The sequence below is a fragment of the Wolbachia endosymbiont (group A) of Barypeithes pellucidus genome (assembly GCF_964030885.1).
Classification (GTDB): Bacteria; Pseudomonadota; Alphaproteobacteria; order Rickettsiales; family Anaplasmataceae; genus Wolbachia.
The window spans coordinates 858139-874677 of sequence record NZ_OZ034985.1; the positions used below are offsets into that span (position 1 = coordinate 858139).

Here is a 16539-nt window from a genome sequence, read left to right on the forward strand (position 1 = left end):
AAAAGCTACAGTTTACATTTAAATTTTATTTTATATTATTGTAAGTATTACACAACTTTAAGGAACAGTTATGGCAGTTATGCCAGATAAATGGATAAGAGAAAAAGCTGAAAACTTTGGAATGATAGAGCCTTTTGTGAATCAAAAAAGCAGCAAAGGTGTCATATCTTTTGGACTATCATCTTACGGTTACGATGCAAGAGTGGATAATAAATTTAAAATTTTTACTAACGTTAATTCAGCTGTTGTGGACCCTAAAAATTTTTCTGAGAATAGTTTTATAGATAGGGAAACAGATGTATGCATAATTCCACCAAATAGCTTTGTGCTTGCAAGCACAGTGGAATATTTTCGCATACCAAGGAATGTACTGGTCATTTGTGTTGGTAAATCAACTTACGCAAGGTGTGGAATTATAGTAAACGTTACTCCCTTAGAACCTGGATGGGAAGGTCATGTCACACTCGAATTCTCAAACACCACTCCACTTCCTGCAAAAATTTATGCTAATGAAGGCGCATGCCAATTCGTATTTTTAAGCGGCGAAAGTGAGTGTGAAAAATCATATGATGATATGAAAGGAAAATATATGAATCAGCATGGTATCACTTTGCCGCTGGTAAAGTGATTGCCATGAGAGTGGTAATTTTTCACTTCCGTACTTTTTCATTGTTGCTTACAATAATTATAGCTACACGATTTACTCATGTGCTTTTCTTAATTAAAAACTTCAATTATTAATTATAAGTTGTTGAATTTCTTATCATAGTATCTGTCATCCAAGTAGCCCCTTTCTTGTCATCCGAGTAGCGTGACACTGGGATCTAGCAAGCTTTGCTTGCAAATAAGTCTAATACGCGTCGCGTTTTATGCCAAAACACAGTTGGAGTTACATGCAAAATAGATCCACAACTGTACGAACGTTGTAGTTTGGGAGCAATTCCCACCAGTGGGGTGTCATCCCAGTGCCCAGACACTGGGATCCAGCTTCTATGCAACTTAATTAAAAACGTTTGTTTTAGCGTAAGACAACTACCTTTAGCTCATCAGCTCAGTTATAAGCAAAATTTCTGGATTCCAGTGTCAAGCACTGGAATGACACCATTTGCTGTGCAATTTACCTTCAAAAATGAATGTTCGTACAGCTATGAAATAGATCCCAGTGTCGGAGCGCTGGGATGACAAAGGAGGAAGCACTGGAATGACAAGGTTATAGGTGTCATCCAAGTAGCGTGACACTTGGATTTTTCTCAACAATTTCAAAAAAATCTATCAGAAGGAGGATCATTATGTCCACAATAATTTTATCATCAATTTTTGGTCAAGCAGGCAGCATTTTTGGTCCAATTGGCCGGATTATCGGCTCAGAACTCGGTGCTCTTCTTGGTGCACAGCTAGATAGCGCAATGTTTGGTTTGGATGCAGAGCAAAAGGTAACGCATGGTACGAGACTAAAAAATCTGCAAGTTCAAACCTCAACCTATGGAAGGACGATACCAATTATCTATGGCACTGCCCGAGTTGCGGGGAATATTATTTGGGCGCAGCCAATCAAAGAAGAGGCGATAACCACCAAAAGTAAAATTGGAAGAGGTATGAACGTTACATATAATTACTATGCAACGCTTGCAATTGCGATCTGCAAGGGGAAAGTAGAAAAATTAACAGAATCTGGGCAGATACAACATCACTTAGCTTTGATGAAATAGATTATACTTTTTACCGCGGCAGAGAAGACCAAAATCCTGATCCATTTATGTCGTCAATCGAAGGTGTGCCGGCTTACAGGGGAATATCTTACATAGTCATCAAGAATTTTCCTTTAGCAGACTATAATAATCGTGTTCCGGTATTTACATTTGAAGTGCAAACTGCATTAAAGCCCGTTGGGTTTTCAATAGCGAAAAATATTCGGAATATCAATATAATACCAGGCTCAGGAGAGTTTGTATATGATACAAAAATACAGAAGAAAATCGCGCAAGAGAAAATAAGCAGCAACCAATATGTCCCATATGGACTGGCGCAAAGGGTAAATCACAACAACCACACTAAAAAGAGCGATGCAATGCTTTCTTTGGATCAATTAAAAGAAGATTTGCCAAATGTTGAGTGGGTATCGGTAGTAGTCAATTGGTTTGTGAATGATCTGAACATTAAAGATTGTAAAATATACCCTGCAGTTGAATTTCAAGATGATTCCGCAATATTACCTGATGATTGGCAAGTAGGGGGTGTAACCAGAGATAATGCTCAGCTAATTTCAAAAGATGCGAGTGGAAACCCAAGATATGGTGGCACAGTTAGTGATTCAGCGCTAATAAGATATATAGAAGAGCTACACAGCAGAGGTTATAAGGTAATACTCTATCCGATGCCCTTACTTGATACAAAGAACAAAGAGTGGCGAGGAAGATTGAGCGGGACCCCTGGGGATATAAGTGATTTTTTTGAGAATCAATATAACAAATTGATAGAGCATTATGCAAGCATTGCCAAACAAACTAAAGTGGAAGGGTTTATCATTGGTTCTGAATTTGTTGAACTTACCAAAATCAGAGATGAAAAAGGTAATTACCCTGCCGTTATAGAGCTAGTTAAGCTTGCAAAGCAGATAAAACTTGATCTTGGGAAAGAAGTAACAGTTACCTACGCCGCAGATTGGAGCGAATACCATTCGTATGATGGTTGGTATAATATGGATGAGCTTTGGTCTTCAGAGTATATCGACGTTGTTGGCATAGATGCTTATTTTCCACTGACTGATGGTCCAGAGCCTCCTTTTGGTTATTCCGCGGAGGATGTAATGGGTGGTTGGAATAGTGGGGTAGGGTATGGTGCGCCAAGAAGTGCTTGGAGAACAGTTGGTGAAAATCCAACACAAACAAAGTCTAGCCAACAGTTTGGAACAGACCACTATGTTGCATGAGGTAACGAGTGTAATAGAGCTAGTGGGATGGACAATGCAGGGTACAACGAAAGTGAAGGGATTGAGTTCCGAAATACCTGAAGACATAGAGGTCGACATTTTCATGGCCATGGAAGACAGCATGAAGGATAACGTAAAGGCAAGTTATCACTCACTCTATCGGGATCTGAGACCGTGCCATGTATTGAAATGGACTTCAAGTGAACTTGGGAGATCCTATGCATTCCTACAAAGGTACGCTGGAACAAGTCAACAAAGGCAAGAACTAGCGGAAGATGCAGGGGAAGTCGGACTGATTGATAGTACTCAGAATGTGGGAAAGCCACGTACAAGGGGAAGCGATCAGCAATATAGTAACTGGAATAGGGATTGCTAGGCCAATACAACGGAGGTTGGAATAACATGCAAAATAAACTAAACCAGATAGCAGTAAGAGCAAAGCAAGATAAGCGACTAAAATTCACATCGTTAGTCCATCTGATAAATACAGAGAATCTTGCGAGATGTTATAAAGAACTGAAGCGTAACAAGGCTTGTGGAGTAGACCAGATAACAGTGGAATCATACGGAGAAAATCTGAATGAGAAACTCGAAGTGCTAGTAGAAAGTATGAAGAGGAAGCAATATCAACCACAACCAGTAAAGAGGGTATATATACCGAAAGCTGGAAGTAAAGAGAAACGCGGACTCGGAATACCATCGACCGAGGATAAATTAGTACAGATTATGCTGAAGAAGATATTAGAAAATATTTACGAGGCAAACTTTCTGGACAGCTCATATGGATTTCGACCTGGAAGAAACTGTCATCAAGCGGTAAATGCACTAGATAAAGCAGTTATGTACAAGCCAATAAACTACATTGTAGAAGTGGATATCAAGAAGTTCTACGATAATATACAGCATAAATGGCTAATGAGATGTCTAAGGGAACGAATAACTGACCCAAATTTGCTGTGGTTAGTAAAGCGGTTTCTCAAGGCAGGGATAGTCGAAGCTGGAAATTATGAAGCAACAAAACAAGGTACACCCCAAGGTGGTATAGTAAGTCCTGTATTAGCAAATATATACTTACATTATGTGTTGGATTTATGGATAGAAAAGAAATTTAAACCAAGATCCAGAGGATATATACAACTAATAAGGTTTTGCGACGATTTTGTGGTTTGTTGCGAAAGTAAGGTAGACGCGGAAGAATTTCTGGAATTACTGAAACAAAGGCTAAATAAATTTGGGTTGGAAGTATCTGAAAACAAGACCAGAGTAGTAAAGTTTGGCAAGAGGGAGTGGCAACAAGCGATAAGAGAGAAACGAAGGACGGAAAGTTTCAATTTTCTGGGGTTTACGCACTATGGTGCAAAAAGTCGTCGTGGTAGATTAATAATGGGACATAAAACCTCAAAGTTAAATCTAGCCAGAAAACTAAAAGAAATCAAGGAGTGGTTGAAAATAGTCCGCGGAAGTATTCGACTTAAAGATTGGTGGCAAGTACTGAAGGCTAAATTAACAGGACACTATAACTACTTTGGTATTAGCGGAAATTATTGGTGTTTGAAACAATTTTACACATCAGTAAGAAAGCTAGCATTTAAATGGATAAATCGGCGTAGTCAGAAAAAGAGTATGACCTGGGAACAGTTTGTACACTACGTAGAAGTAAATCCATTACCAAAGCCAAAAATACATTTTTCTTTATATGCATAAGAGGGACGACTGTGAAAACTAATATTGATGAGCCGTGTGCGGGAAATCTGCAAGCACGGTTCTTTAGGGGGAGTTGTAGTAATATAACTCAAACGAGAGGAGTAAAGCTACAGCTTCTACCGAACAAGACTCTTAAGTTGACGCCATTGCCAGAACGACTGCTTGATTTAAGGGTAACGTTTTAACCATAAGATCACTAACTCCTTAATATGTGTGTTTATAATTTGATTTTCCACGAAAGACATAATAGCAATAACCAGTGTAAGTTAAAATAATTGGTAAAAGCGGTATTATAACAATGAGCATTAAAGATAAACTTGGCCCAGAAGCAGCTGCATCCAGAATGATATATTGAAAAGGTATAATCCATGGGTAGATACTAATTCCTAAACCTAAATATCCCATAAAAAAAATAGCAATACTGAAAAAGAATGGACGGTACTCCCGTTTAGTATTCTGGAGATCAAACCACAGCATAAAAAATAGCCAAGATGTGAGTAATGGAATAGAAAATAAATAATAAAAATTTGGCATACTAAACCAAAAGTTTTTAATACGTTCATTTAAAAATGGTGTCATTACACTCACTATAGTATTTCCCAAAGTAAATGATAAAGGTATAATAAGGTATTTGGGTTATAATGGCGTATAGTGTGGATTTAAGAGAAAAGGCAATATCGATGATAGGAAAAGGGAAGAAGAAGGTTGAGGTGGCAGAGCTTCTGGAGATAGGAATAGCAACTTTGTACCGCTGGTTAAAAAAGAAAGCTGCTGGTGAAAGCCTCAAGCCATCTAAAAACGGCAGCTTTATTCGAAAAATAGACCCAAAAATACTCGAAGAATATGTTACAAAGAATCCAGATCATACTCTGGCAGAGATGAAACAAAATCTTGGATTTGGAATAAATTCAATTTGGTATAGACTAAAACAGCTAAAAATTACTTTAAAAAAAAGTCACACTATATCAAGAGCGCAATCAAGAAGATAGGCAGCAGTTTATTGATAAAATCTCAAAAATAGACCATTCCAGCATCTTATATATAGATGAAGCAGGAGTTGATAATAAATTATACCGAGAATATGGACGTGCTCCAAGAGGAAAGAAAATTTATGCAGATATTCCAGGGAGAACTCGAGAGAGAATCAGTATAGTAGCCGGGTGGATTGGAATGAGATTTATTGCACCAATGACTTTCAAAGGTGGGTGTGACAAAGAGGTATTCAATATATGGTTGGAGAAGATGTTATTACCTAAATTGCCACTTGGCACAACCATAGTTATGGATAATGCTACATTTCATAAGACCACTAAAACAAAATCATTAATAGAGTCTTTTGGCTGTCATGTGCTGTATCTTCCAACATATTCACCAGATTTGAATCCCATAGAACACTGTTGGCATACCATCAAAAGCCGCCTCAGACCTCTAATGTATAAATGTACAGACTTACAACTTTTGGTTGGTAATACCATAATGGAAATTTATCATTCATTTTAGAAAATACTATAGTCCCATGAAAATACCTACAAAACCAAGCGTATAAGAAGCAACCTTGCGTGCCCATTCTTGTGTTATATTTTCTGTCTTCATTATGAGCCATGTAGAACCTAAAAGTGCATATCCAAATATGTTCGGTAGAAGCTGTAGCTTTACTCCTCTCGTTTGAGTTTTATTACTACAACTCCCCCTAAAGAACCGTGCTTGCAGATTTCCCGCACACGGCTCATCAATATTAGTTTTCACAGTCGTCCCTCTTATGCATATAAAGAAAAATGTATTTTTGGCTTTGGTAATGGATTTACTTCTACGTAGTGTACAAACTGTTCCCAGGTCATACTCTTTTTCTGACTACGCCGATTTATCCATTTAAATGCTAGCTTTCTTACTGATGTGTAAAATTGTTTCAAACACCAATAATTTCCGCTAATACCAAAGTAGTTATAGTGTCCTGTTAATTTAGCCTTCAGTACTTGCCACCAATCTTTAAGTCGAATACTTCCGCGGACTATTTTCAACCACTCCTTGATTTCTTTTAGTTTTCTGGCTAGATTTAACTTTGAGGTTTTATGTCCCATTATTAATCTACCACGACGACTTTTTGCACCATAGTGCGTAAACCCCAGAAAATTGAAACTTTCCGTCCTTCGTTTCTCTCTTATCGCTTGTTGCCACTCCCTCTTGCCAAACTTTACTACTCTGGTCTTGTTTTCAGATACTTCCAACCCAAATTTATTTAGCCTTTGTTTCAGTAATTCCAGAAATTCTTCCGCGTCTACCTTACTTTCGCAACAAACCACAAAATCGTCGCAAAACCTTATTAGTTGTATATATCCTCTGGATCTTGGTTTAAATTTCTTTTCTATCCATAAATCCAACACATAATGTAAGTATATATTTGCTAATACAGGACTTACTATACCACCTTGGGGTGTACCTTGTTTTGTTGCTTCATAATTTCCAGCTTCGACTATCCCTGCCTTGAGAAACCGCTTTACTAACCACAGCAAATTTGGGTCAGTTATTCGTTCCCTTAGACATCTCATTAGCCATTTATGCTGTATATTATCGTAGAACTTCTTGATATCCACTTCTACAATGTAGTTTATTGGCTTGTACATAACTGCTTTATCTAGTGCATTTACCGCTTGATGACAGTTTCTTCCAGGTCGAAATCCATATGAGCTGTCCAGAAAGTTTGCCTCGTAAATATTTTCTAATATCTTCTTCAGCATAATCTGTACTAATTTATCCTCGGTCGATGGTATTCCGAGTCCGCGTTTCTCTTTACTTCCAGCTTTCGGTATATATACCCTCTTTACTGGTTGTGGTTGATATTGCTTCCTCTTCATACTTTCTACTAGCACTTCGAGTTTCTCATTCAGATTTTCTCCGTATGATTCCACTGTTATCTGGTCTACTCCACAAGCCTTGTTACGCTTCAGTTCTTTATAACATCTCGCAAGATTCTCTGTATTTATCAGATGGACTAACGATGTGAATTTTAGTCGCTTATCTTGCTTTGCTCTTACTGCTATCTGGTTTAGTTTATTTTGCATGTTATTCCAACCTCCGTTGTATTGGCCTAGCAATCCCTATTCCAGTTACTATATTGCTGATCGCTTCCCCTTGTACGTGGCTTTCCCACATTCTGAGTACTATCAATCAGTCCGACTTCCCCTGCATCTTCCGCTAGTTCTTGCCTTTGTTGACTTGTTCCAGCGTACCTTTGTAGGAATGCATAGGATCTCCCAAGTTCACTTGAAGTCCATTTCAATACATGGCACGGTCTCAGATCCCGATAGAGTGAGTGATAACTTGCCTTTACGTTATCCTTCATGCTGTCTTCCATGGCCATGAAAATGTCGACCTCTATGTCTTCAGGTATTTCGGAACTCAATCCCTTCACTTTCGTTGTACCCTGCATTGTCCATCCCACTAGCTCTATTACACTCGTTACCTCATGCAACATAGTGGTCTGTTCCAAACTGTTGGCTAGACTTTGTTTGTGTTGGATTTTCACCAACTGTTCTCCAAGCACTTCTTGGCGCACCATGACACCACTTACTCGCAAATTACCTGCAAATTGCAATGTTCGTACAGCTGTGTGTCAAGCACTGACCACTTTTGCTTCAATATTTGCGATGCCCCTGAACAGATACACTCGGATTTTTTATATAACTATATTTACTATCTTATTTGGTACAGCATATACAGTGCGAACTTTGCTTTGATCGATCTTACTGGACACAGAGTCTATCGCTATTTTCTTCAATTCTTCTTGAGGTAAGTTAATTGCCACCTTTATTGTTGTACGTAATTTTCCATTGATTTGCACTGCTATAGTTACCGTATCGTCAACTAATAATGATTCATCAGCTTTTGGCCAAGGTTGACCTCCTATTTCTTGCCATAGGCTTTCAGCTAGATGTGGCATGAACGGTTCAATTACTCTGATTAGTATACATATACCTTCATCAATAAGAGATTTTCCAGTTTTGACATCTATTTCAGCTATTAAATTTGTCATTTCACGGAATTTTGCCACTACACAGTTTAATCTGCAGCTTTCCAAGTCATCTGTAAGTCCGTGTAAGAGTTTATGAATTTTTTTTCTGTACTCTAGAAGTCCACCCGTAACACTTTTGTTATCATAGTGCATATTCACAGGCTTAAGCTGCATGACCATACGCCACAATTTATTTACATAACGAGAACAACCTTCCACACCATCATCGGACCATTCCATATCTTTCTCTGGAGGAGTGTCAGACAACACAAACAAGCGGGCAGTATCAGCACCATACTTTTCTATGATAAAATTTGGATCAACTGTGTTCTTTTTCGATTTGCTCATTTTCTCGACTTTTCCAACTTGAACCTTAGCTCCTTGTGCAATCAACTCTTTTGCTTCTTCGGGAAACAGCCATTTGCCATTCTCGTCTTTGTAAGTTATATGGCAGACCATTCCTTGAGTGATTAAAGTAGAGAAAGGCTCTTTAATATCAAAATAGCCACATTTGGTTAAAGCACGGCAGAAAAATCGTGAGTAAAGCAAATGCAGAATTGCATGCTCTATCCCACCTATATAATAATCAACAGGCATAAAACGATTACATGCATCTTTGTCTATTGATTTATCTTCACTACAGAATGCAGCAAAATACCAGGAAGACTCAAAAAAGGTGTCGAATGTATCAGTTTCACGCTCTGCTTGCTTTCCGCATTTTGGGCAGTCAACAAATTTCCAAGTTGGGTGTTTATCAAGCGGATTACCACCACTTGCAAATTCCACATCTGTTGGTAGAACTACAGGAAGGTCTTTTTCTGGTACTGGAACAGTACCACAGTCTTTGCAATATATGATAGGTATAGGGCATCCCCAATAACGCTGTCTTGAAACTCCCCAATCGTGCAAACGATAGTTTGTTGTTTTCTCACCTATCCCTTTTTCTTTGAGCTTTTTAATGATTACTTCCTTTGCTCTACTTACCGTTAATCCGTTTAAGAATTCAGAATTGAACATTACCCCATCGCCAGTATACGCCTCCTTTGTCATCTGAGTAGCTTGACACTGGGATCCATTGTAAGAATTCTGGATTCCAGCGTCACGCGCTGGAATGACATCTAAGTGGGCTGAAGAAATAACGGGAATAATCGGCAAATTGTACCTCTGCGCAAATTCAAAATCACGCTGATCGTGTGCAGGGCAACCAAAAATCGCGCCTTCTCCATATTCCATCAACACAAAATTCGCTATGTAAAGTGGCAATTCCTTATCAAGAAATGGATGTTTTACGTTTAATCCGGTGTAAACTCCTATTTTTTCGTCACTCCCTCTCTTCGATTCTATTTCCTGGATCCAAGTAGTCAAGCACTGGGATGACAAAACTTCAGGAGCATTTGGAAGCCTGATATCTTGCACAATAGGGTGCTCTGCTGCCACTGCACAAAAAGAAGCCCCAAACAAAGTATGAGGATAAGTCGTAAAAACTTTTAATTTCTTATTCAGGCCAACGATTTCAAACTCTATAGTTGCTCCTTCAGATTTTCCTATCCAACGCTCCTGCATTGTTTTGACTTTTTCTTGCCAATTTTTCAAACTTTGCAGGCACTTGAGTAAATCTTCAGCGAAATCAGTAATCTTTAAAAACCATTGGGACAACTTACGTTTTTCAACAACTGCACCTGATCGCCATCCTTTTCCATCAACCACCTGTTCATTTGCAAGCACTGTTTGGTCCACTGGATCCCAGTTAACCCATGACTCTTTTCGATAGGCAAGCCCATGCTTTAAAAAATCCAGGAAAAATTTTTGTTCGTGTTTGTAATAATCAGGCTCACATGTGGAGAGTTCACGCTCCCAATTATAAGAAAGACCTATAGATTTCAACTGTGTACGCATATTATCTATATTCTCTTTTGTCCATATTTCAGGGCTAATATTGTTGTCCCTTGCTGCATTTTCAGCTGGTAATCCAAACGCATCCCAGCCAATTGGATGCAAAACCTCAAATCCATTAGCTCTCTTGTAACGTGCTATCACATCCCCTATTGCATAGTTACGTAAGTGTCCCATATGAATTTTACCAGATGGATATGGAAACATTTCCAACACGTAACACTTTTTTTGTTTACTATTCTTGCTTACAGAAAAATCCCATTTATCTTGATAAAATTTTTCAACACTTTTAAAATCATATTTCATATAAATCCAAATTCAATTACAGTTCATATGCATCAAAGGATCAACCGCTTGGCCATTATGCCGTATTGTGAAACACATCTGTGGATCTTTATCTTGTGTGCTTGATTTACCTGCAGATCCAATTACTTGACCTTGCTTTACTTTATCGCCAATTTCAACATGTATGTTTTTTAAATAGGAGTACACAGTCATGTAATTATCTTTGTGTTCCACTATAATTAAATTCCCATACCATCTCAGCCCTTTGCCTACATATACCACTTTGCCGGGTGCAGAGGCAACTACGTTCGTTCCATTTTGAGCAGCAATTTTTATGCCATCCTTACACATTTCATCAGAAGAGGTAGCTGAAATAACTGTACCTTTAACTGGCATTACAAATTTACAATTTACCCCATTAATTTCCACGTTTTGTGCATTATTGTTATCTTTGTATATCCTGTTTATGATGGCTTTTCTACTTTCTTTTTGCACTGAAGGCTCCCTAGTTAAATGGTACTCTCTTGTATATTCCAGCTCTCTTTTTCCGTAAAATCCTTCGCCTTTAAGCAGCACAGGTGCAGGTTTTTGCAGGCCACAGCCTATTAATATTGCTAATAACATAAGAAATGAGGCTATATGCCACATTTTAGATATATCAACTCTCACAAAACTCCAAAATTTTAGCGAGACGTAGTGTTTCACGCCTGTTCGTTACTTTCCTTGTTATTTATTTTACTAGTTAAATAGTCCCTCAAATCGGTAAGTTCTTGCAACAAATTCTTTGTGACTTTTATATCATTACCAAATTCTTTTTGCACTCCTTTTATTGTATATCCTTTATCATATAGCATGTATTTTACTTTCTTTATGGCCTCTATACACTTACGATCATATAGCCTTCTTCCTTTACGCTTTGTAGGCTTAATTTGATGAAATTGACCTTCCCAGAATCTCAAAACATGCTGTTCCAAATGTAGCTCTTCAGCTACTTCCCCAATCGTATAAAATAATTTTTCCTTATTCATTAATTATTTATTGATTTTTTTATAGTTTTTGAAGGCCTAAAAGAAACTGAGTTTCTTGCTTGAATCATCACTTTCTCTGATGTATTTGGTATATTTCCTGGTCTTCCCTTCTTTTTTTTGACCAAGAATGTTCCAAATGACGATATTTTCACTATTCCATCCTTTGCCAAGCTCGTCTTCATTTCGTCCAATATATCGTCTATTATCGAAGCAGAGTCTTCCTTTGATAATCCTATTTCTTGGTTTATATTTTCAGCTATCATTGCCTTAGTTACTGTTGTGTCTTTTGTTGTAACGTGATCCATAATTGAGTAAGTATTGCAATATGTAAACACAATATAGCAACTGACTTAAGGTTCAGCTACTTTATTTTTTAGGGTATGTCTCTTTTGTAGCATAATTTAAAATACTGGCAGTTGCCAACGTTACGAATATTGCAAAAAGCGCCATTTGATAATCTGTAAAAAGTGCTAACATTGACACTATAACTCCACTGCCAATAAACATAAATCCATTGATAATGGATGATGATGTGCTAATGTATTTTCGTTTCACAATCTCGCTGCCGACAGTAAAATTAAGCATATGTCCTCCCGCAAAAAACCCGAACATTAACATACAAAAGTACACAACGTGGACTGTTAAATGGCTGCATAGTAAAATAATAATTGAGACGCCTTGTAACAGAGCAAAAGCAGAGATTACATGCTTTCTATTTTTAAATAAGTTTGAGATTCGATCTGCAATTGGAGCACCAACTGCAAGACCAAGCCATAGTATTGCAGTTGCTATACCTGACTCCACTACATTGAGTTCTGAGTTGCTCAGTAACCTTGGAGCCCACAAGGTATTAAGTGCTAAAAATGTTCCAAAAGTAATAGCACCCACCACTGAAGTTATCCAGATATTTCTTAATTTTAGCACCGTTAGTACAGAGCACATTACTGTTCTTATAGAGCTTTTTATTGTGCACTTTTCTGAGCTGCTTTCTGGAAGTGTGTTTGGATAAAAAAGCGTAAGTACAAATATCAACACACCAAACAGTATTATGCATACAATCAGATTCTTCCAATCTGCACCTTCAGCAAGCAAGCTAGAGAACAATATTTGAATTATCAGTGCAGAAAGACTTGAAATCGTTTGCACTAGTGAAAACATCAATCCAAATTGGGCAACAGGAAAACATATGCTACTTGTATGAGCAGCACCAATAAAACCAAATGATGCTCCAGTTGCAATAAACACTTGAGATAAAATTAAATGGGAAAAATTGTTACCGTTAACAAGGACAAGAAACCCGAGGATTATAGTTGATAATGAGAAAGAATAAATTTTTTTACTGGAAAAAACATTAAACATTGCCCCACTAAAAAATTGTAAGATGGCAAAAGTCCAAGTATATGCTGAATTAGCCAGTGCAACTTGCGTGATTGTGAGCCCAAGTTCTTTTTCAAGATGCACACTTATAAAGGTGTAGATTATCTGCATGTTGCTGAATATAACAACCAAGTTACTAATCAGCCAAATGAACCAAGCCTTAGTTCTACTTTCCATAAGATTTATTTTTATAAGTAATTTTCTAATAATTTAACACTAAACCTTTTTCGAAGCTATAGGTCCTGATGATAGACATAAGTGTTGAAAGCAAGAACCCTTGATTTCCTTTAGCTTTACTGTATACTTAAGGGGTTTTATTCTAGAGGTTAGTAGTATGCCACCACAAGATATGTTTCAGCTTGGAAAATTCAATAATATGCTTGCAAAAGTAAGTGATAGTATTGACTCCGGTCAGGGCAACCCAACTAAATTTATTGATGAAGTAAAGCATAGGTTGCAGTTGCAAGAAGAACTTAAGGCAGTATATGAAGAATGGGAAAGAAGCGGATTTGATATAAATTTTAGGTTCAGGCTAACTGATTGTAGTCCAATTAGAGAAACAACGCTACTGCACATTGCCATTCTATGCAGAAAAAATAACGTTTGTGTACCAATAGTTCGATGCTTGTTGGATAAGGGGGCTAATCCCAATGATATTCTTGAATTTACTAGTTTTCGGACAACCTCTAAAATCATTCTAAACTGATACAGTTAAATAGCTTTATTAATGTTCACTTTTAGTTCCTTGCAAATTTATAAATTTGTTAAGTGGAATTTTTATATTGAGTAATTGTATTTATAATACATTATTTTGTATAATTAATTTTTTAAGTTATTATATTAACTCTAATGTTTTTGGTTTAATGAAAGATAATATTATTTATCACTCTCACTTAGGCGTATATGGTTTAATTTTAAAACCTAAAAGTATAGTTTTGGTGAAAAAAAGTCGAGGTCCTTATAAAGGGTTATTTGATTTACCAGGTAGAAATTGCTGAAACGCTTGAAGAGGCGCTTGTAAGAGAAATTAGAGAAGAAACAGGTTGTTTAGTGAAACAATACGACCAAATCCGAACAGTTACTAGCCTATATCATTATAATGAAGACAATGTAAATAAATGTCTAAAACATATAGCAGTTTTATACAAAATTGAAATCATAGGAGAAATAAAGCGAGAATCTGATGGAAAAGATTCTGATGGTTGTATATGGCAAAATATAGATACTATAAACTATAAAAAAATTTCTCCGATGGTTCATATAGCAAGTAAATTCATAAAATGAAGACTATTATTTTTATTACAGGTGTATCCACGGTTGAAAAATCAAGTTTAGCTCATATATTAGGTTCAAAGCTTTTTGTGCCTAGAAACTTTGCGATTCCACTAACTGCTTGTAGAGAAAAAAGAATAGATGATGATCCTAAATATTTAATAAATTTGACTACTGAGGAATTTCAAAAATCTCAATTTTTTATTAATTGTGAGATGTCTATCTTCATACAGCTTTCCTCTTCATACCTCAACTAATAAAATTAGAAGCATCAACTCCCTTCTGTAAGCAAGCAGCAATGGCAGTGTTCATCATTAGAAATGCAATGGTCATTGGGCCAACGCCCCCGGGTACTGGAGTAATAGCTTTGGCTTTCCCTTTTATTCCCTCAAAGTCAACATCACCTACAAGCTCTCCTACGTTAACGCTATTTATGCCAACATCGATCACTATTGCACCTTTCTTTATCCAGTCTGCTTGAACAAAATTTGGCTTTCCGACTGCTGCAACTACTATATCCGCTTTAGAGCAATATTCAGCTAAATCCTTGCTTTGTGAATGCAAGATGGTAACAGTGCAGTTTTCTTGCAATAGCAGGTGAAACATTGGTTTACCCACGATATTTGACCTACCAATTACCACTGCGTTTTTACCGGAAAGGTTCTCTTCAATTGATTTAATTAAATGCAAAGAACCTTTAGGAGTGCAAGGTATAAGGCAGTTTTTTTCACCTTTAACTAATTTGCCAACGTTTTCATCATGGAAGCCATCTACATCTTTTTCAATACTTACTGCGTTAATTACTCTGCTTGCACTAATATGATTTGGTAAAGGCAACTGTACTAAAATGCCGTGCACAGATGGATCTTCATTTAACTCATTGATTTTTTCAATCAATTCATCTTCTGAAATATTATTAGGCAAAACAATGGTCTCAGAACTTATGCCTATTGATTCTGCTTTTTTCTGTTTGTTGCGAACATAAACCTGACTTGCTGGATTGCTGCCCACGAGAACTACTTTCAGGCAAGGAAAAATATTATGCTCCCTCTTTAGAACATTAATCTTTTGTGATAGCCTCTCACATAGGTCGTTTGCTATTTTTTTACCATCAATAATAATTGTCACTTCCTTGCCACTCCTTAAAGTCAGGTAATTTGATATCAAATAAATCCAATACTTTGCCAACAGAATGATTAATAATATCATCCAACGATTTCGGTTTAATATAAAAAGCAGGCACTGGTGGAGCAATAATCGCTCCCATCTCCGTTAATTTTAACATATTTTGTAAATGCCCAAGATGCAGTGGTGACTCTCGCACCATAAGAACTAACTTTCTTCTTTCTTTTAGTGTTACATCTGCAGCTCTTGTCAATAGATTGGAAGTAACACCTGATGCGATTTCAGACATTGTCTTCATAGAGCATGGTGCTACAATCATTCCTGAAGTTTTAAATGAGCCGCTTGCTATTTTTTCTCCTATTTTTTCTTCAGAATAGTAAAAATCTGCAAGTGATATAATATCTTCAAGTTTTTCTTTAATCTCATGAGCTAGAGTTATTTTCCCAGCACGGCTTATCACTAAATGAGTTTCATAACCAGGTTTGGTGCCATTTGAGTAGCTGACATTGGAATCTATACACTTTTTCTGGATCCCAGTGTCAGCTACTCGGATAAGAGATCTATTAATATTTCTTAACGCCTCTAAAATACGTACACCGTAAATAGAACCAGATGCTCCACTTATTCCAATTACAATTCTGCTATTCACTTAACTCTTCTTCGTAGCTCATTCCCAATGCACGTTTATAGGTATCAAGCAATATTTCCTGTTCCTCTCTGTCATCATCATCCATCTTCCTCAGCCTAATAATTTGTTTCATCACTTTTGTATCCCAACCTTCATCTGCGGCTTTTGCATATACATCACGAATGTGATCTTGCACATCCCTCTTTTCTTGTTCAAGTTTTTCGACTCTCTCTATGTAACCCTTCAACTCTTCAGCCGTTATTTTTACTGTATCTTCCATGAAACTCCA

22 protein-coding genes and 1 pseudogene are annotated in these 16539 nt (G+C 37.1%); 11 read left to right on the forward strand and 12 right to left on the reverse strand.

The window, feature by feature from the left end:
* The first annotated feature begins 70 nt into the window (after positions 1 to 70).
* The 6 genes from dcd (at position 71) to ACQH1X_RS04395 (ending at position 4818) form a co-directional block, all read left to right on the forward strand.
* Positions 71 to 628, forward strand: coding sequence for a dCTP deaminase (dcd, locus tag ACQH1X_RS04370; RefSeq protein WP_425385805.1), 558 nt, complete (start codon positions 71 to 73; stop codon positions 626 to 628).
* 661 nt (positions 629 to 1289) lie between these two features.
* On the forward strand, positions 1290 to 1709 hold the full coding sequence (locus tag ACQH1X_RS04375; protein ID WP_425385806.1) for a hypothetical protein: 420 nt from the start codon (positions 1290 to 1292) through the stop codon (positions 1707 to 1709).
* A 47-nt stretch (positions 1710 to 1756) separates the two neighbouring features.
* Entirely contained in the window at positions 1757 to 2929 is a 1173-nt protein-coding gene (locus ACQH1X_RS04380) for a baseplate megatron protein TIM-barrel domain-containing protein (RefSeq protein WP_425385807.1), read from the forward strand.
* On the forward strand, positions 2919 to 3305 hold the full coding sequence (locus ACQH1X_RS04385) for a hypothetical protein (protein ID WP_246433168.1): 387 nt from the start codon (positions 2919 to 2921) through the stop codon (positions 3303 to 3305). Before ACQH1X_RS04380 ends, ACQH1X_RS04385 begins: the two co-directional genes overlap by 11 nt.
* 26 nt (positions 3306 to 3331) lie before the next feature.
* Positions 3332 to 4633, forward strand: a complete 1302-nt coding sequence (gene ltrA / locus ACQH1X_RS04390) for a group II intron reverse transcriptase/maturase (protein ID WP_425385808.1) — start codon at positions 3332 to 3334, stop codon at positions 4631 to 4633.
* Positions 4634 to 4644: 11 nt separating this feature from the next.
* A complete protein-coding gene (locus ACQH1X_RS04395) occupies positions 4645 to 4818 on the forward strand; it encodes a hypothetical protein (RefSeq protein ID WP_425385809.1) in 174 nt (57 codons plus the stop codon).
* A 19-nt stretch (positions 4819 to 4837) separates the two neighbouring features.
* On the opposite strand, the gene ACQH1X_RS04400 is transcribed toward ACQH1X_RS04395, so the two are convergent.
* Positions 4838 to 5212 (reverse strand): cytochrome d ubiquinol oxidase subunit II, encoded by a 375-nt coding sequence (locus ACQH1X_RS04400; RefSeq protein ID WP_425385810.1) that lies wholly within the window; start codon positions 5210 to 5212, stop codon positions 4838 to 4840.
* Between the two features lie 62 nt (positions 5213 to 5274).
* On the opposite strand from ACQH1X_RS04400, the gene ACQH1X_RS04405 reads away from it, so the two are divergent.
* Together ACQH1X_RS04405 and ACQH1X_RS04410 are read left to right on the forward strand one after the other, a co-directional pair.
* A complete protein-coding gene (locus tag ACQH1X_RS04405) occupies positions 5275 to 5622 on the forward strand; it encodes an IS630 transposase-related protein (protein WP_425385784.1) in 348 nt (115 codons plus the stop codon).
* A 28-nt stretch (positions 5623 to 5650) separates the two neighbouring features.
* Entirely contained in the window at positions 5651 to 6133 is a 483-nt protein-coding gene (locus ACQH1X_RS04410) for an IS630 family transposase (protein ID WP_252154099.1), read from the forward strand.
* Between the two features lie 9 nt (positions 6134 to 6142).
* Here ACQH1X_RS04410 and ACQH1X_RS04415 read toward each other — a convergent pair.
* The 8 genes and pseudogenes from ACQH1X_RS04415 to ACQH1X_RS04450 form a co-directional block, all read right to left on the reverse strand.
* Positions 6143 to 6379 (reverse strand): annotated as a pseudogene (locus tag ACQH1X_RS04415) (hypothetical protein); the annotation flags it as partial.
* 11 nt (positions 6380 to 6390) lie between these two features.
* Positions 6391 to 7692, reverse strand: a complete 1302-nt coding sequence (ltrA, locus tag ACQH1X_RS04420; protein ID WP_425385808.1) for a group II intron reverse transcriptase/maturase — start codon at positions 7690 to 7692, stop codon at positions 6391 to 6393.
* 26 nt (positions 7693 to 7718) lie between these two features.
* The gene (locus ACQH1X_RS04425) at positions 7719 to 8105 is read right to left on the reverse strand and encodes a hypothetical protein (protein ID WP_246433168.1); all 387 of its coding nucleotides are present in this window, start codon (positions 8103 to 8105) and stop codon (positions 7719 to 7721) included.
* Between the two features lie 201 nt (positions 8106 to 8306).
* A complete protein-coding gene (leuS, locus tag ACQH1X_RS04430) occupies positions 8307 to 10841 on the reverse strand; it encodes a leucine--tRNA ligase (RefSeq protein WP_425385811.1) in 2535 nt (844 codons plus the stop codon).
* 12 nt (positions 10842 to 10853) lie between these two features.
* Positions 10854 to 11468, reverse strand: a complete 615-nt coding sequence (locus ACQH1X_RS04435) for a M23 family metallopeptidase (protein WP_341818814.1) — start codon at positions 11466 to 11468, stop codon at positions 10854 to 10856.
* A 53-nt stretch (positions 11469 to 11521) separates the two neighbouring features.
* Complete coding sequence (locus ACQH1X_RS04440; RefSeq protein ID WP_425385812.1) at positions 11522 to 11848, reverse strand: MerR family transcriptional regulator; 327 nt, start codon at positions 11846 to 11848, stop codon at positions 11522 to 11524.
* The gene (locus ACQH1X_RS04445; RefSeq protein WP_425385813.1) at positions 11848 to 12153 is read right to left on the reverse strand and encodes an integration host factor subunit alpha; all 306 of its coding nucleotides are present in this window, start codon (positions 12151 to 12153) and stop codon (positions 11848 to 11850) included. Before ACQH1X_RS04445 ends, ACQH1X_RS04440 begins: the two co-directional genes overlap by 1 nt.
* Before the next feature lie 61 nt (positions 12154 to 12214).
* Positions 12215 to 13402 carry an MFS transporter gene (locus ACQH1X_RS04450; protein WP_425385814.1) on the reverse strand — a complete coding sequence of 396 codons (1188 nt, stop codon included), beginning with the start codon at positions 13400 to 13402 and terminating at the stop codon, positions 12215 to 12217.
* Positions 13403 to 13559: 157 nt separating this feature from the next.
* Here ACQH1X_RS04450 and ACQH1X_RS04455 point away from each other — a divergent pair, with 157 nt between their 5' ends.
* The 3 genes from ACQH1X_RS04455 (at position 13560) to ACQH1X_RS04465 (ending at position 14754) form a co-directional block, all read left to right on the forward strand.
* The gene (locus ACQH1X_RS04455; protein WP_425385815.1) at positions 13560 to 13931 is read left to right on the forward strand and encodes an ankyrin repeat domain-containing protein; all 372 of its coding nucleotides are present in this window, start codon (positions 13560 to 13562) and stop codon (positions 13929 to 13931) included.
* 266 nt (positions 13932 to 14197) lie between these two features.
* On the forward strand, positions 14198 to 14509 hold the full coding sequence (locus ACQH1X_RS04460; protein WP_265025840.1) for an NUDIX domain-containing protein: 312 nt from the start codon (positions 14198 to 14200) through the stop codon (positions 14507 to 14509).
* Complete coding sequence (locus ACQH1X_RS04465; protein ID WP_265035044.1) at positions 14506 to 14754, forward strand: hypothetical protein; 249 nt, start codon at positions 14506 to 14508, stop codon at positions 14752 to 14754. Before ACQH1X_RS04460 ends, ACQH1X_RS04465 begins: the two co-directional genes overlap by 4 nt.
* Here the strand turns inward: ACQH1X_RS04465 and folD are convergent.
* Genes folD through ACQH1X_RS04480 form a run of 3 tightly spaced genes read right to left on the reverse strand, consistent with a single transcriptional unit; the run spans position 14747 to position 16530 of the window.
* Positions 14747 to 15625 carry a bifunctional methylenetetrahydrofolate dehydrogenase/methenyltetrahydrofolate cyclohydrolase FolD gene (folD, locus tag ACQH1X_RS04470; RefSeq protein WP_425385816.1) on the reverse strand — a complete coding sequence of 293 codons (879 nt, stop codon included), beginning with the start codon at positions 15623 to 15625 and terminating at the stop codon, positions 14747 to 14749. The genes ACQH1X_RS04465 and folD overlap by 8 nt on opposite strands.
* A complete protein-coding gene (locus ACQH1X_RS04475) occupies positions 15609 to 16271 on the reverse strand; it encodes a UbiX family flavin prenyltransferase (protein ID WP_425385817.1) in 663 nt (220 codons plus the stop codon). The genes folD and ACQH1X_RS04475 overlap by 17 nt, the downstream gene beginning before the upstream one ends.
* Complete coding sequence (locus ACQH1X_RS04480) at positions 16264 to 16530, reverse strand: DUF2312 domain-containing protein (protein WP_341818653.1); 267 nt, start codon at positions 16528 to 16530, stop codon at positions 16264 to 16266. The genes ACQH1X_RS04475 and ACQH1X_RS04480 overlap by 8 nt, the downstream gene beginning before the upstream one ends.
* Between the last annotated feature and the right edge of the window lie 9 nt (positions 16531 to 16539).